The sequence below is a fragment of the Bacillus sp. X1(2014) genome (assembly GCF_007678255.1).
This window is the reverse complement of record NZ_VEED01000007.1, coordinates 143,535-158,074: the sequence shown is the minus strand read 5'-3', so window position 1 is coordinate 158,074 and position 14,540 is coordinate 143,535. Positions and strand designations below refer to the sequence as shown.

At 38.4% G+C, this 14,540-nt stretch carries 13 protein-coding genes and 2 riboswitches; of the genes, 10 read left to right on the top strand and 3 right to left on the bottom strand.

Annotation, left to right across the window (positions count from 1 at the left end):
* The first annotated feature begins 34 nt into the window (after positions 1-34).
* The 3 genes from FS608_RS15275 (at position 35) to FS608_RS15265 (ending at position 3,252) form a co-directional block, all read left to right on the top strand.
* Positions 35-862 carry an electron transfer flavoprotein subunit beta/FixA family protein gene (locus FS608_RS15275; RefSeq protein WP_144552436.1) on the top strand — a complete coding sequence of 276 codons (828 nt, stop codon included), beginning with the start codon at positions 35-37 and terminating at the stop codon, positions 860-862.
* A complete protein-coding gene (locus FS608_RS15270; protein ID WP_144552434.1) occupies positions 863-1,897 on the top strand; it encodes an electron transfer flavoprotein subunit alpha/FixB family protein in 1,035 nt (344 codons plus the stop codon).
* Between the two features lie 176 nt (positions 1,898-2,073).
* Positions 2,074-3,252 carry a GNAT family N-acetyltransferase gene (locus FS608_RS15265; RefSeq protein WP_144552432.1) on the top strand — a complete coding sequence of 393 codons (1,179 nt, stop codon included), beginning with the start codon at positions 2,074-2,076 and terminating at the stop codon, positions 3,250-3,252.
* A gap of 184 nt (positions 3,253-3,436) precedes the next feature.
* Here FS608_RS15265 and FS608_RS30315 read toward each other — a convergent pair whose 3' ends face one another.
* Positions 3,437-3,586 (bottom strand): hypothetical protein, encoded by a 150-nt coding sequence (locus tag FS608_RS30315; protein WP_186328746.1) that lies wholly within the window; start codon positions 3,584-3,586, stop codon positions 3,437-3,439.
* Positions 3,587-3,647: 61 nt separating this feature from the next.
* Complete coding sequence (locus FS608_RS15260; protein WP_144552430.1) at positions 3,648-4,781, bottom strand: 2-methylaconitate cis-trans isomerase PrpF family protein; 1,134 nt, start codon at positions 4,779-4,781, stop codon at positions 3,648-3,650.
* A 146-nt stretch (positions 4,782-4,927) separates the two neighbouring features.
* On the opposite strand from FS608_RS15260, the gene FS608_RS15255 reads away from it, so the two are divergent.
* Both FS608_RS15255 and FS608_RS15250 read left to right on the top strand, forming a co-directional pair.
* On the top strand, positions 4,928-5,791 hold the full coding sequence (locus FS608_RS15255) for a LysR family transcriptional regulator (protein ID WP_144552428.1): 864 nt from the start codon (positions 4,928-4,930) through the stop codon (positions 5,789-5,791).
* A 264-nt stretch (positions 5,792-6,055) separates the two neighbouring features.
* Positions 6,056-7,375 carry a CitMHS family transporter gene (locus FS608_RS15250; RefSeq protein WP_144552426.1) on the top strand — a complete coding sequence of 440 codons (1,320 nt, stop codon included), beginning with the start codon at positions 6,056-6,058 and terminating at the stop codon, positions 7,373-7,375.
* Between the two features lie 102 nt (positions 7,376-7,477).
* Here the strand turns inward: FS608_RS15250 and yyaC are convergent, their stop codons facing one another.
* On the bottom strand, positions 7,478-8,062 hold the full coding sequence (yyaC, locus tag FS608_RS15245) for a spore protease YyaC (protein WP_260871696.1): 585 nt from the start codon (positions 8,060-8,062) through the stop codon (positions 7,478-7,480).
* 445 nt (positions 8,063-8,507) lie between these two features.
* A riboswitch (glycine riboswitch) is annotated at positions 8,508-8,609 on the top strand.
* A 340-nt stretch (positions 8,610-8,949) separates the two neighbouring features.
* On the opposite strand from yyaC, the gene FS608_RS15240 reads away from it, so the two are divergent.
* The 5 genes from FS608_RS15240 to gcvT all read left to right on the top strand — a co-directional run bounded on the left by FS608_RS15240 (position 8,950) and on the right by gcvT (position 14,531).
* Entirely contained in the window at positions 8,950-10,338 is a 1,389-nt protein-coding gene (locus FS608_RS15240) for an amino acid permease (RefSeq protein WP_144552424.1), read from the top strand.
* A 108-nt stretch (positions 10,339-10,446) separates the two neighbouring features.
* Positions 10,447-10,550: riboswitch (glycine riboswitch) on the top strand.
* 195 nt (positions 10,551-10,745) lie between these two features.
* On the top strand, positions 10,746-11,996 hold the full coding sequence (glyA, locus tag FS608_RS15235; protein WP_144552422.1) for a serine hydroxymethyltransferase: 1,251 nt from the start codon (positions 10,746-10,748) through the stop codon (positions 11,994-11,996).
* A gap of 14 nt (positions 11,997-12,010) precedes the next feature.
* Complete coding sequence (locus FS608_RS15230) at positions 12,011-12,523, top strand: serine dehydratase beta chain (protein ID WP_144552420.1); 513 nt, start codon at positions 12,011-12,013, stop codon at positions 12,521-12,523.
* Positions 12,523-13,422, top strand: a complete 900-nt coding sequence (sdaAA, locus tag FS608_RS15225; RefSeq protein ID WP_144552418.1) for an L-serine ammonia-lyase, iron-sulfur-dependent, subunit alpha — start codon at positions 12,523-12,525, stop codon at positions 13,420-13,422. Before FS608_RS15230 ends, sdaAA begins: the two co-directional genes overlap by 1 nt.
* Positions 13,419-14,531: a glycine cleavage system aminomethyltransferase GcvT gene (gene gcvT, locus FS608_RS15220; RefSeq protein ID WP_144552416.1), complete on the top strand. Its 1,113-nt coding sequence runs from the start codon at positions 13,419-13,421 to the stop codon at positions 14,529-14,531. Before sdaAA ends, gcvT begins: the two co-directional genes overlap by 4 nt.
* The last annotated feature ends 9 nt before the right edge of the window (positions 14,532-14,540 follow it).

The following is a 14,540-nucleotide window of genomic DNA, read 5'->3' as shown; positions in this document are numbered from 1 at the left end:
GGACCATGTGTCTTTTAATAAAGGGAGGGGTAAAATGCTGCATATTGTAGCTTGTATCAAGCAAGTGCCTGACACCAAAATAATCAAGATGAATCCGAAAACAAACACGATGGACCGCAGAACGGCGCCCGCGATCTTGAATCCGTATGATGCTCATGCTGTTGAAGAGGCGGTTCGTCTAAAGAATAGGTATGGAGGAATCGTATCAGTTGTAACAATGGGGCCACCCCCAGCGGTTACCGCGATTAAAAAGTGTATTGAAATTGGCGCTGATGAAGGTTATTTAATCACAGACCGCCGGTTTGCAGGTGCAGATACACTGGCAACGAGTTATGCCGTGACAAAGGCGATTGAAAAAATTGCAAAAACGAAGCCAGTTGATTTGATTATTTGCGGAAAAATGTCCATCGATGGAGATACCGGGCAAGTCGGACCCGGAATAGCAAGAAGGCTCGATATTCCACCCCTTACGTCTGTAAATAAAGTAGAGGAGATCAATCAAGAGGAAGGATATGCCATTGTTCATCGCAAGTTTGAGGAAGGTTATGAAGTCGTAAAGTCCACATTGCCGTGTCTGTTTTCGGTTGAAAAGACAATTAATGAAGTACCGTATTCCCCGTTTCCAAACATGATAAAGGCTGCAAGATATAAACCCCATATTTGGTCTGTTGATGACTTGGAAGGGGTAGACATTAAGCAGCTTGGTTTGAAGGGATCCCCAACGATCGTATCGAAAGTATGGGCTCCGCAAAAACCGGCAGGGGGCACATTCCTTGATGGCAGCCCGGCTGCACAAGTTGAGCAATTGCTCTCTGTCCTGCTTGAAAAGAAAGAACTGTTTGAAACAAAGGAGGGAGTGTAATTGGATTTCAAAGATTACAAAGGTGTTTGGGTATTCATTGAACAAAAGGATGGTGTAGTTGCTTCAGTATCACTTGAATTATTGGGAGCAGGAAGAAAGTTGGCAGACAAACGGGGAGTGGAACTGGCCGGTATTCTCATTGGAGAAAATGTTAAACAATTAACAAAGACCGTTTTTGAATATGGAGCAGATACCGTGTACGTATATGATCAACCCATCTTTAAACATTACCGGACTGAAACCTACATGAAGGCTCTGCTGGAGTGTGCTGATAAATATAAACCAGAAATTATCCTCTACGGGGCCACCTCAACAGGAAAAGACCTGGCAAGTGCGGTAGCCACCGATCTTCCGACAGGTTTGACAGCGGATACAACGGAACTGGATGTTGAAGAGGAAACGGGTTTACTATTAGCGAGCAGACCGGCATTTGGCGGAAATATTATGGCGACTATTTTATGTAAAAAATACCGGCCGCAAATGGCGACAGTACGTGCCAAAGTCATGAAGGCGCTGGACCCGGAGCCGGGAAGAACAGGCAAGGTGGTTGAAGAAACAATCCCCCTAAAGGAAGAAGATATTCGGACAAAAGTCTTGGAAATTGTAAAGGAAACAGTAAAGAAAGTACGAATCGACGAAGCGGACATCATTGTTGCAGGTGGAAAAGGGTTAGGGAGCTTCGAAGGATTTCAGATAATACACCAATTGGCAGAAACGCTTGGAGGTGCGGTTGGTGCCAGCAGAGATGTAGTAGAAGCGGGTTGGATCGACCATCCTCATCAAGTTGGGCAAACCGGTGTAACTGTAACACCAAAAATATATTTTGCAATTGGAATCTCCGGAGCGATTCAACATATTGTGGGAATGAAAAATTCCGGTTTAATTATTGCCATAAATAAGGACAAAGAGGCTCCCATTTTTCAGAATTGTCATTATGGAATTGTTGGCGATGCCTTTGAAATCGTTCCTATTCTAATCGAGCAGTTTAAAAAGGCTTTATCCAGAGAAAAAGTAAGCCAAACTAAAGAAGTTTAAACTATTAGCGGTGGGGCAGCCTCATTTGCTTCGTTGGGAAACCAAATGAAGCAAACGAGGCTTTTTTAGAAGAATGATAGTATCTGATTCCCAGATATTGTTGGAAAAATAAGCAAATTGCTTTATCATTAAACTCATAAATATTTTAAATTGAGGAAAGAAAGGGTAGGGTCTAAATGCAGATTAGAGAAATCACAGAAAATGAATACTTTGAAGCAATGAAACTATCAATGTACGCTTTTCAATTTAAGGTTCAGGAAGCAGATATACCGGCTAGGAAAGAAGCATTGAAAAATCATAATATATTAGGAATATGGGATGATGAAAACATTCTGGCTGCCAAACTGCATATTATTCCACTCACCATTTTCATGAAGGATGCCGAATGGAAAATGGGTGGAATCGCGGGAGTTGCTACATACCCAGAGTTTAGACGGAACGGCTATGTAAACGCACTCATTATCGAATCCTTAAATCAAATGCGAAATAATAATCAGATTGTATCGCTTTTACACCCATTTGATATCTCTTTTTATCGGAAATATGGATGGGAGGTATTAAGTGAACAGAAGAAATTAACGTTTGAAAAAGTAAACCTAAAGTTCCTTGAAACGCAGCCTGGTTTTATAAAGAGATATTCCAAAGAGTCCCATAATGAGGAGATAGAAGAGATTTACCAGCAATTTTGCACTCAACATAACGGAATGTTAAAACGTGATACAAATTGGTGGAAACAACACGTATATAATGAAGACTCGCAGCTTGCTGTATATTACCATTCCGCGAACGAGGCAATGGGTTATATTCTGTACCAAGTGAAGGATAGAAAAATGGAGGTGGAGGAGCTGGTTGCTCTTGACCATGATGCGAGAAAAGGGCTATGGAATTTTATCTGCCAGCATGACTCCATGGTTGAAACAGTGACTATTAATCTTGCAAGTCACGATCCATTTCCTTATCCTCTGCCGCAGCCAAAGGTGAAAATGGAGTTATCTCCCTATTTTATGGCAAGGGTTGTCGATGCAGAAGAATGTTTACGGAAATTTCCGTTTCTACCAGAAAATGAGTCGCTATTCCTCCACCTTGAAGATACACATGCACCATGGAATAATGGGAGCTATCTGCTTGGAAAAGGAGAAATCAGGGTGTTTAAAGAAAAAACGGGAGGTCAGTGTGTTCATCCTCCTAAAAAAGGGATTCAATTAAATATTAATTCCCTTTCAGCGATTCTATTTGGTTACAAGAGACCGATGGAACTTTTTGAAATGGGATACTTGAAAGGAACCATGACAGAGATCGAACTTTTCGAAAAAATGGTCCCATCATTGAAGTCATCATTTTTTGATTTCTTTTAATATAGGGAAATGGATACAAAAGAAATTTTAGCAAGCTTTATTCATGGAAAATAGAAGAAGGTAGTGAAACATTAGAATAAGGAAAAAAGTAAGACTCAAAAAAGGAATTAATAACCCCATCCTCACAAGAGAATGGGGTTACTAGTCATCTTTTCTGGTAAATTATCATTTAAATACCAAAAATTTATATAGCAAGGCAGGGGTTATTATAAAAGATCACTTCTGTTAAAATTGAATATCCGTGCATTTCGCTTAATGCTTCTCTTGCTTCTTTTTCGGTATCAAATTCAAATATTTTAATACTTTTTTCTGTATACCTTGTGATCACCCACATTTAAAATTCCCCCGTTTTTCTCTGGATTTTTATGACTAGCACACTGAAATTAGGAAGTTACCTATGCCTCTATAGCTAAATCTGAAAGTTGATAATCGTCCTTTGTAAAAACGGAACCTTCTAGGATTGTTCGAGCTGTACGCACTACCTTTATTGAGTTTATATTGCCTGCAAGCAAATCTACCTTTGTTTCCATAATTCCAGCAGGGTGTGCTAATCTAAGGATTTCATGGTTAATTTTCACGATATCCGACAAAATGGTATCCTTCAGGAAAGCACCGGCAGTTGTACAAATGGCACCTGTAATAGCAAGAGCTTGATGCGGCTTTTGCATTGACATCATTCTTATTGTCAAATCCATTTCTGATGCATTTCTCTTAATGCCAGTCACATCAATAAAATCCATTGGAGGGGCAACGAGGGTCATTTTTGGCACAGCTGGAGACTTTTTAGTTGCTTCTTCTTTTTTCGAAAAGTGGCACATTTCAGCTGCTAGAGATCTAATTTCTTCTAATTCCTTTAATTTTTCCGGAGTATACTCATGTGGCAATTCGTTTCCTTTTAACCCCACATCTTCCGCCCTGACAAAAACAAGGGGATTGGCAACATCAATAATGGAAATAGGGATGGTACTATTTTTTGTTTGGATCCAGTCTACAGGTTTTCCAGTTGGAAAGAGCTTCCCAGTTACAGCCCCCTCAGAACGGGTAAAGGAAAGGTAAATAGGGGAACCAGTTCCTGGAACACCAGGGATAGAACATTTTCCTTCAGTTTTCACTTTCCCATTTTTAACTTCAACTTCTGCTATAATTAATTTTTTTGTATTAGTATTAAATATTCTTACTCTCGTAACAGGTTCTATTGCATGTACAAGACCTTGTTCAATTGCGTAGGGCCCTACAGCAGAAGAAATATTGCCGCAATTTCCTTTAAAATCAACTAATTGATCTTCAATGCTAATCTGTGCAAATGTATATTCGATGTCAACTCCTTCTATATTAGACTTTTTAATAATAGCTGCTTTACTAGTTAAGGAATTTGCGCCGCCCAGCCCGTCAATTTGTCTTTGATCAGGACTGCCCATAATATCAAGGAGAAAATCCTCCCAAACTGCACGATTTTCAGGCATGTTTTCGTAATTCAAGAAGACTCCTTTACTTGTTCCTCCTCGCATAATAACAACCGGAACTTTCATATTCTATACCCCTTTATTTTAATTATTTGAAAAATTGTTTTTCTTATGAAAACATCGTATGATAAACTAGATCATAAGTAAAATAGATAATTTTATGAAAAAATATAAAAAAAAACTTATAATATAAAAAGGAATGGGGGATTCATATGGATGAGAAAGATTGGGTTGCAATTAAAGTTTTGTATGAAGAAAAAAATATTAGTCGGGCATCGGAACGATTATTTATATCACAGCCTGCTTTAACATACCGCTTAAAGAATTTAGAAAAAGAACTGGGGACTGAATTGTTTTACAAGATAAAAGGGGGAACCGAATTTACTTCTGAAGGTATTTATTTAGCTGAATATGCTGAAGAAATGATAAAAAAACTTCAGCAGACAAAAGATTATATGCTAAATATGCGGGAGGAAGTAAGAGGAACATTAAGGATAGGAGTATCAAGTAACTTTGCTCAATATAAACTTCCCAAACTATTAAAGAAGTTCTCTATTGAGTATCCTAACGTACAGTTTAGTGTGCATACAGGCTGGAGTACCGGTATTATGAACTTGCTTAATTCATCAAGTGTTCAATTGGGAATACTGCGTGGAAATTATGATTGGTATGGAGTCAAAACAATATTGCATGAGGAAAGGCTTTACCTTATTTCCAAACATGAAATTGACATCAATAAATTGCCTGAACTCCCTTTTATTCATTATCAAACAGATAGTTCCCTAAAAAATCTTATCAATGGCTGGTGGCACGATCGATTTTCTGAACCACCGGTGGTAACAATGGAAATAGACAGGCAGGAAACGTGCAAGGAAATGGTTAAAAATGATTTAGGGGTTGCCATATTGCCTGAAATTTGTTTACAACCCTCTGATAATTTATATACATATGGATTGTCTTACAAAAATGATACACCCGTACTAAGAAGTACATGTTTAATGTATAACAAGGAAGCATTACAACTATCAACTGTAAAAAACTTTGTTGATTTCTTAAACCAAAATTCAAATTTGTAAATAAATAGATCTGTAGGGACAAAGAATTATTTCTTTACTTCTTTGTCTTTATTTGATTAATACACTATCTATGAAAGTTATTTATACATAGTGTTCAAGTTGATTATAAGTTTTTTTTTAGTAATACACAAAAAAATATATATTTTACTTATTATACTCATTGCAATATTCTAAAAATATAGTTTTCAGAGATTAATAGAAGTTGAAATAATTTCTTTTTTATCTCTTTGTTTGTAAGCGATTACTTATTAAGGGGGGATTTATATTATTACTTTTTTAGGAATTTCAATGGTTGTCGTTTTTACTTACTTGATTATGGCTAAACGATTATCTCCTGTCACTGCTCTTGTAGTTGTTCCAATTGGCTTTGGATTAGTTGGAGGCTTTGGTTCAAAGCTTGGAGATATGATGCAGGAAGGATTAAAGGTTGTTGCGCCTTCAGCAGCTCTATTATTATTTGCAATTCTATTTTTCGGTATTTTAATTGATGCTGGATTGTTCGATCCGCTAATTAAACAAATGTTGATATTTGTAAAAGGGGATCCAGTAAAAATCGCAATAGGAACTGCAATCATTGCCATGACAGTTGCACTTGATGGAGACGGTACAACAACACACATGATTACAATTTCTGCATTGCTGCCGCTTTATTTGAGATTAGGCATGAACCCACTTGTACTTGGGACTATTTCTATGCTTTCTGTCAGTATTATGAGCGGCATGACTCCTTGGGGAGGTCCAGCTACAAGAGCAATTGCCTCATTGGGCCTTGATGCAAATGAATTTTTTATTCCACTCTTGCCTACATTATTTGCAGGAATGGGAAGTATCTTATTTACAGCATATTTCCTTGGGAGAAAAGAACGAAAAAAGATTGGAATAATTAGTGTGGAGTTTCCGTCTAGAACCATTTCTGCCATTCCTGAAGCAGCTATAGCTTTGGAAATGACTGAGAATTTTAAGCGCCCTAAGTTGATATGGATTAATCTTCTGTTAACTCTCGTGGTCATGGTCGTTTTGGTAATGGGAATATTGCCAGCTCCAGTGTTATTTTTAATAGGGTTTGTTCTTGCTTCTACGATTAATTACCCTAATTTGAAGCAACAAAAAGATCGTATCATTTCACATGCAGGTAATGCTCTAACAGTTGTTACTCTCGTTTTTGCAGCAGGGATATTTACAGGTATTTTTTCTGGAACAAAAATGGTAGATGCAATCGCCCATTCACTAGTTTCTATAATACCAGCTTCTGTTGGATCGTACTTCCCTGTAGTGGTGGCGTTGACAAGTATGCCGTTTACATTCGTTTTGTCGAATGACGCTTATTACTTTGGTGTTTTGCCAATTTTGGCAGAAGCGGCATCTGCATATGGCGTTGATCCTTTGGAAGTAGCCAGAGCTTCCGTTTTAGGTCAGCCTGTACACTTTTTAAGCCCTTTGGTCGCATCTACACTGTTATTAATAGGAATGATTAATACCGACTTGGGAGAATTCCAGAAATATGCTTTCAAATGGGCTGTTATCTGCTCATTGGTGATCACCATTGCTGCTATTTTAACTGGAGCATTTACACTTTTTAAATGAGGAAATGAAATGATAATAGTATAAATTCAGAGCTGTTTTCGAATCAGTAAATCCAGTGATTTCGAAAGCGGCTCTGTTTTATATAATTTTGTAAATGGAGGTTTATTGTACGGTAAGACGAATGATTTTCACAATCGTTCTAGCAAAATTGAAAACGGTGTATAATCGAGTGTCATTAATAAATTGTGATGCGGGCAGGGGATCAATATAGTTGACCACACCTTTGATATGGTAATCTCCAACTTCAGGTAAAATCTTCTCCAGGGCCTTGCCAGGAGCAAGCGGCCCTTTGTTAAAAATCATAAATCCAACTTGGCCTTTTTCACCCAAACATGCATCAATACTGATAATTAACGGCTTTTTTAGTTGCTTATTGATGTCTTTCAAAATATCCTTTAAGTTAAAGGCGTGAACAGGTTCTTTCAAAGTACCATACACATGATAAGGAACATTACTTTCTCTAAGCATAGTACCCACTAAAGGACCCAGTGAATCTCCTACATACCGGTCTGAACCAATGCAAAGAAACACAATATCTCTATGTTCAAGCGTAGAGCAAGTGATTATTTCTTCCATAATCCTTGCAGAGGCCTCAATTTCCTTTTCCTCCATCATTTCTTTCACTTTAATTCTAAACAATGTGTTTTCTTGTTGTGTGTTTTCATGATTATTGTAAAAAGGGCACATTCTATTTCCCCCAAATTGAATACATAATTATTTTCCTGTAAAAGTACCTGCTACAATTATATCAGCTAAACCAGCATGAAAACAGGAACTTACAACTGGGCACGATAGGAAGTTTTCTTTTTTACCTCCCATTTCCTAAGATGTAAATATGGTAAATATACAATATATAAAGAAATAAATAAAATACAAAATTTTTAATAGTCTAGTTCGATTAATGGATATACTGAACAAAAACATAAACTTAAGACCTTCTTGCCAGGTTTGATGGGTCGATTCCACGGAATCTCGTTAAAATTGCTTTTTTAATCTTCGAAATTTTTCATTATTTTATTGACATAGGAATAAGACTGTGAGATTATTATTTTGTGAATACGCTTTCAATTTTTAGATAATTCTCTCTTTTGTGATTTTACAAATTTTTTATACATAATTAAATAGTTTACGGTTGATTGTATTGGGAGAGAGTGACGAATGTCGCCGCCGACGGAGCAAGTTCCATAAAATCCTTGGAATTAATCTCTCAGGTAAAAAGAACCACTACATGACGTAGCTCTGGAGAGTGCATATACTGGATATGCCACCAAAGGGGATTCGCTTTTATGCGGAACAAACTTTCAGGTAAAAGGACAGAGAAGGTGAAACATTGCCTTCTTCTGTCCTTTTTTTGTTGCATTAACTAGCAAAATTCTACTTAATCACTACTAAACCCTACATTAGCATTAGCCATGTAAAAAGTGAAGATCATCAAAAAACTTCTTAAATGGCTTTTTTATAACTTTTATCTACTGATTAGGGAATTAACTCATTTTTAAAATAAGGAGGAGAAAGAATTTTAATCGGATGAGACTGACCTTTTTAAAATAAAAAAGTAGAGGGTGGGAATTCATATGCAGGAACAGAAATTGGATAGAGGCCTAAAAAACAGGCACGTACAACTAATCGCTATCGGTGGGGCAATCGGAACAGGATTATTTCTAGGTGCAGGAAAATCTATACATTTAGCTGGACCATCAATATTATTTGCTTACTTAATTACAGGAGTCATTTGCTTTTTGATCATGCGGGCACTTGGAGAACTGCTCTTAACCAATTTGAACTATCATTCTTTTGTTGACTTTGTAAGAGACTATTTAGGTAATATGGCAGCATTTATCACGGGATGGACCTACTGGTTTTGCTGGATATCAATTGCAATGGCAGACTTAACAGCAGTTGGTCTTTATACCCAATATTGGTTTCCCTCTGTACCACAATGGATGCCAGGATTAATTGCACTTGTCATCTTGCTAGTTATGAACCTTGCTACTGTCAAGCTTTTCGGCGAAATGGAATTCTGGTTCGCATTAATTAAAGTCATCGCGATACTGGCACTCATTGTCATCGGTGTGTTCATGATTATTAAAGGCTTTTCCACGAATGCAGGAGCATCCAGTTTCACGAATTTATGGAGCCATGACGGCTGGTTTCCAAATGGCATAAATGGGTTTATTCTCTCATTCCAGATGGTTGTGTTTGCGTTTGTTGGCATAGAACTGGTAGGACTTACAGCAGGTGAAACCGAAAACCCAGAAAAAGTAATACCAAAGGCCATCAATAATATTCCTATTCGAGTTTTAATTTTCTACGTTGGAGCCCTTATTGTCATCATGAGTATTTATCCATGGAACGCGATCAATCCAGCGAAAAGCCCATTTGTTCAAGTCTTTGTCGCGGTTGGAATCGCTGCAGCTGCTGGTATCGTCAATTTTGTCGTTCTAACTTCCGCGGCTTCGGCATGTAACAGTGCCATTTTCAGTACAAGCCGGATGGTCTACTCACTTGCCAGAGATAAAAATGCACCTGTACCATTTACAAAACTTACTTCCCGTAAAGTACCTTCGAATGCATTGCTTTTTTCAACTGTGGTCATTTTAATTGCCGTTGTGTTGAACTATGTCATGCCTGAAGGAGTATTTACACTAATTACAAGTATTTCTACCGTATGTTTCATTTTTATTTGGGGTATTACGATTATCAGCCATTTGAAATACCGTAAAACAAGACCGGATCTAGCAAAAGTAAACAAATTTAAATTGCCGCTTTATCCATTTTCTAATTACTTGATCTTAGCTTTTCTAGCATTTGTTCTGGTTGTGCTTGCACTTGCAGAAGATACTCGCGTTGCCTTGTTCGTAACTCCAGTTTGGTTTATTTTACTAATTGCCATATATAAGATGCGGAATATGAAGGCAAACTATGCAGATCAAGTCAATCAGGAAAAGATAGCAGAAAATTAATAGGTAACTTAAAAATGTCATATTTTCGATTTTTGATACCGTTTTCAAAAAAAGCTTGACTTGGTTCCCTTTAACAATTATTCTGAAAATAATAAAAAAATAGAGCGGATGACGGTTGTGGGAGAGTGCAATTTTTACACGCCACCGAAGGAGCAAGTTCCAAAAAAACCCTTGGAATTAATCTCTCAGGTAGATGGAACCACAGCGGGACGCAACTCTGGAGAGCGCATTATAGTTATGCCACCAAAGGGGAATGTTCGTAACAGAACTAAACTCTCAGGTAAAAAGGACAGAGAAGGGAATATGAAGCTACATGCTTCCCCTTCTTCTGTCCTTTTTTGCGTGCAAAAAAGCAGATGTTTGAAGCATAAAGGGGAGCCTGAACGATATTTCAAGGAGGAGTTTACATGAGTTTACAACAGAATGATCAAACCATTTTTGAAGCTATTAAAAAGGAGCAAGATCGTCAGCATCAAACATTGGAGTTGATTGCATCTGAAAACTTCGTTAGCCAAGACGTCCTAGAAGCAATGGGAAGTGTGATGACCAATAAATATGCAGAAGGCTATCCAGGAAAGCGTTATTATGGCGGATGTGAATTTGTCGATGTGGCAGAACAAGCAGCTATTGATCGTTTAACAAAGCTGTTTGGTGCTAAATATGCAAACGTTCAACCTCACTCAGGTGCACAAGCTAACTTTGCTGTTTTTTTCGCACTGCTTCAGCCTGGCGATAAAATCATGGGAATGAACCTTTCACAAGGAGGACATTTAACACATGGAAGTCCAGTTAGTGTTTCAGGAAAATGGTTTGAGGTTGTTTCTTATGGCGTAAAAGAAGATACTCAATTGATTGATTATGATGAGTTAGAAGAAGTTGCGAAAAAAGAACAGCCAAAATTGATTATTGCAGGGGCAAGTGCTTACCCAAGAACAATTGATTTTGCGCGCTTTAGACAAATTGCTGACCAAGTGGGTGCAAAATTCATGGTGGATATGGCGCATATTGCAGGACTAGTTGCCGCTGGTCTTCATCCATCGCCAGTACCATACGCAGATGTTGTAACAAGCACCACCCATAAAACGTTGAGAGGACCTCGAGGCGGTATCGTTTTATCAAATGATGAAGAGTTTATCAAAGCTATTAATAAATCTGTGTTTCCAGGAATTCAAGGCGGCCCCCTTATGCACATCATTGCAGCTAAAGCGGTTGCTTTCAATGAGGCTTTACAACCAAGCTTTAAAGATTATGCGAAACAAATCATTGATAATGCAGCAGCGCTAGCGGATACGTTAAAGAAAGAAGGAGCAACCCTTGTCTCTGGAGGTACTGACAATCACATTGTTCTTTTAGATGTTCGTCCGTGGAACTTAACAGGAAAAGAAGCAGAGAGGTTGTTAGAAAAAGCAGGTATCACTGTTAACAAAAATACGATTCCCTTTGATCCTGCAAGCCCGTTTGTCACAAGCGGAATCCGTATGGGAACTGCTGCTTTAACAACTCGCGGAATGAAGCAGGATGATATGGAAAAAATCGGCAAAGTAATCGCTGCTGTTCTGAAAAGTAAAGGTAATCTAGAAGTTCTTAAACAAGCAAAAGAAACTACTAAAAATATTTGTGGTAACTATCCACTATTTCAACAGCTAATTACTGTTTAAGAAGGAGACATTTCATGGAATTTCAAAGTTGCTTTGATATAATCGGCCCGATTATGGTCGGTCCCTCGAGCTCGCATACTGCAGGTGTTGTGTCAATCGGTAAATTTATTTATGAACTGTTAGGCAGTTGCCCAGAAGAGACAAAAATTGTATTTTATGATTCCTTTGCCGAAACGTACCAAGGACATGGAACGGATAAAGCACTCATAGGCGGATTACTAGGTATGAATACCGATGATCCACGAATAAAAAATTCGTTAGAGTGGGCAAAAGAGGATGGTATGCAGTACCATTTCGAGTTTGAAGACAAATGTACTTATTATAACCATCCCAATACAACGATTGTGACAGCAAAATGCAATAATCGTGCTGTAAAAGTTGGAGGTGTATCGCTTGGTGGCGGTTTATCGAAAATCTTTATGATTAACGGAAGAAAAGTAGATATTCGTTTAAGTTCAGGCGATGACTTTGCCTCCCTCGCTAGTCATTTTCAACCAAACGAGAAAGTATTTATGGAGGCAATTTAATGGAAATTAAGTCCATGGCAGAACTGATTGAGGCTTGTGAAAGAGAACAAAAAACCATTGGTGAAATCATGTTGATGATGGAAGCGAAAAAGTCAGGAAGAGATGAAGAAACCATAATCAGCATGATGGAAGAACGATTGATCAAAATGAAGGAGGCCGTTGATAGCGGAATTAAAGACGGCTCAACAGCACCAAGTGGTATCTCCGGCGGTGATGCGGTAAAAATGTATAACTACATGACACAGGGCAATACCTTGTCAGGAACTTACATTAGTAATGCAATGACGTTTTCATTAGCTACATCTGAAAACAATGCAAGAATGGGGATCATTGTAGCTACACCAACCGCTGGAGCAGCTGGTATTTTACCCGGTGTATTGTTTTCTCTTTATAAAAATGACACCTATTCGTATAAAGATTTAGTCATGGGCTTATTTACTGCTAGTATGCTAGGTTACGTGATTGCTAACCGTTCCTTTATTTCAGGAGCAGCAGGTGGCTGTCAAGCAGAAGTGGGATCTGCAACCGCAATGGCTGCGGGGACAATCGTAGAGTTAAAAGGCGGTACACCACAACAAGCTGTAAATGCCACCGCCATTGCGATGAAATCATTATTAGGCTTGGTGTGTGATCCGGTTGCAGGACTTGTGGAGGTTCCTTGTATAAAAAGAAATGTCATTGGTACATCAATAGCCTTTTCAGCAGCCGACCTATCACTTGCTGGCGTGGAAAGCCGTATTCCTTGTGACGAAGTCATAGAAGCGATGTATAAGGTTGGAAAGGAAATGCCACGGACACTAAGGGAAACCGCACTTGGCGGGCTGGCGATGACCGAAACGGGTAAAAAGGTAAAAGAACAGTTATTTTGTCGGAAATCTAAATCGGAGGTAACACAATGACTACTGAAACATTGTTAAAACGAACACCCTTATTTGAAACATATAAAAAACATGGCGCAAAGGTCATCGATTTTGGCGGCTGGGAACTTCCGGTACAGTTTTCAAGTATTTTAGAAGAGCATGAGGCAGTACGTAATCGAGCAGGACTTTTTGATGTCTCTCATATGGGTGAAGTAGTGGTAGAAGGAAAAGATGCAGAAAGCTACATAAACTATCTGGTCACAAACGATGTTACAAAACTTAGTATCAATCAGGCACAGTATACTGCAATGTGCTACCAGAACGGCGGAACGGTCGATGATTTATTAGTTTATAAATTAACGAATGAAAAATATTTACTCGTCATCAATGCGGCCAACATAGATAAAGATTTTGAATGGATGAAGCAACATGTAAAGGGTGAGGTAACACTCAAGAATATCTCCAATGAAACTGCTCAACTAGCCATTCAAGGGCCAAAGGCTGAACGTATTTTGCAAAAGCTAACGGAAACCAATCTATCTGAAATTGGCTCATTTAAATTTGCACAACATGTCAATGTTTCCGGGATCACAGATGCCCTCGTATCACGTACTGGTTATACAGGAGAAAATGGTTTTGAGCTTTATTTAGCAGCAGACCAGGCGGTAGCACTATGGGGAAAGTTGATAGAAGCAGGTAGTGAAGATGGCTTAAAGCCATGCGGACTGGGTGCACGTGACACCCTTCGTTTAGAGGCCCGTCTTGCACTTTATGGTCAAGAACTGTTAAGCGATATTAGTCCTCTTGAAGCAGGAATCGGTTTCGCGGTAAAAACCAATAAAGAAAGTGATTTTATTGGAAAAGAGGCACTTTTAAGGCAAAAAGAAGAAGGATTAAAACGCAAATTAGTAGGAATTGAAGTAACTGGCCGTGGGATTCCGCGTCATGGTTATAAAGTTATTTCAGAGAGTGGAGAGGAAATTGGTACCGTTACATCGGGAACACAATCACCCACTCTAAAGAAAAGCATAGGTCTTGCCCTTGTATCTGCGGAGTATGCACAAGTTGACACACAACTTAAAGTAGAAATCCGTAATAAACAAATCGATGCAGTAGTAATTAAGACCCCGTTTTATAAAATGGGTTAATAGAATCAT

Excerpts from the sequence above, each read along its gene's own strand:
- FS608_RS15275 (WP_144552436.1), top strand. The coding sequence starts at position 35 with ATGCTGCATATTGTAGCTTGTATCAAGCAAGTGCCTGACACCAAAATA.
- FS608_RS15240 (WP_144552424.1), top strand. The coding sequence starts at position 8,950 with ATGCAGGAACAGAAATTGGATAGAGGCCTAAAAAACAGGCACGTACAA.
- yyaC (WP_260871696.1), bottom strand. The coding sequence starts at position 8,062 with ATGTGCCCTTTTTACAATAATCATGAAAACACACAACAAGAAAACACA.
- FS608_RS15230 (WP_144552420.1), top strand. The coding sequence starts at position 12,011 with ATGGAATTTCAAAGTTGCTTTGATATAATCGGCCCGATTATGGTCGGT.
- FS608_RS15265 (WP_144552432.1), top strand. The coding sequence starts at position 2,074 with ATGCAGATTAGAGAAATCACAGAAAATGAATACTTTGAAGCAATGAAA.
- glyA (WP_144552422.1), top strand. The coding sequence starts at position 10,746 with ATGAGTTTACAACAGAATGATCAAACCATTTTTGAAGCTATTAAAAAG.
- gcvT (WP_144552416.1), top strand. The coding sequence starts at position 13,419 with ATGACTACTGAAACATTGTTAAAACGAACACCCTTATTTGAAACATAT.
- FS608_RS30315 (WP_186328746.1), bottom strand. The coding sequence starts at position 3,586 with ATGTGGGTGATCACAAGGTATACAGAAAAAAGTATTAAAATATTTGAA.
- FS608_RS15260 (WP_144552430.1), bottom strand. The coding sequence starts at position 4,781 with ATGAAAGTTCCGGTTGTTATTATGCGAGGAGGAACAAGTAAAGGAGTC.
- FS608_RS15255 (WP_144552428.1), top strand. The coding sequence starts at position 4,928 with ATGGATGAGAAAGATTGGGTTGCAATTAAAGTTTTGTATGAAGAAAAA.
- sdaAA (WP_144552418.1), top strand. The coding sequence starts at position 12,523 with ATGGAAATTAAGTCCATGGCAGAACTGATTGAGGCTTGTGAAAGAGAA.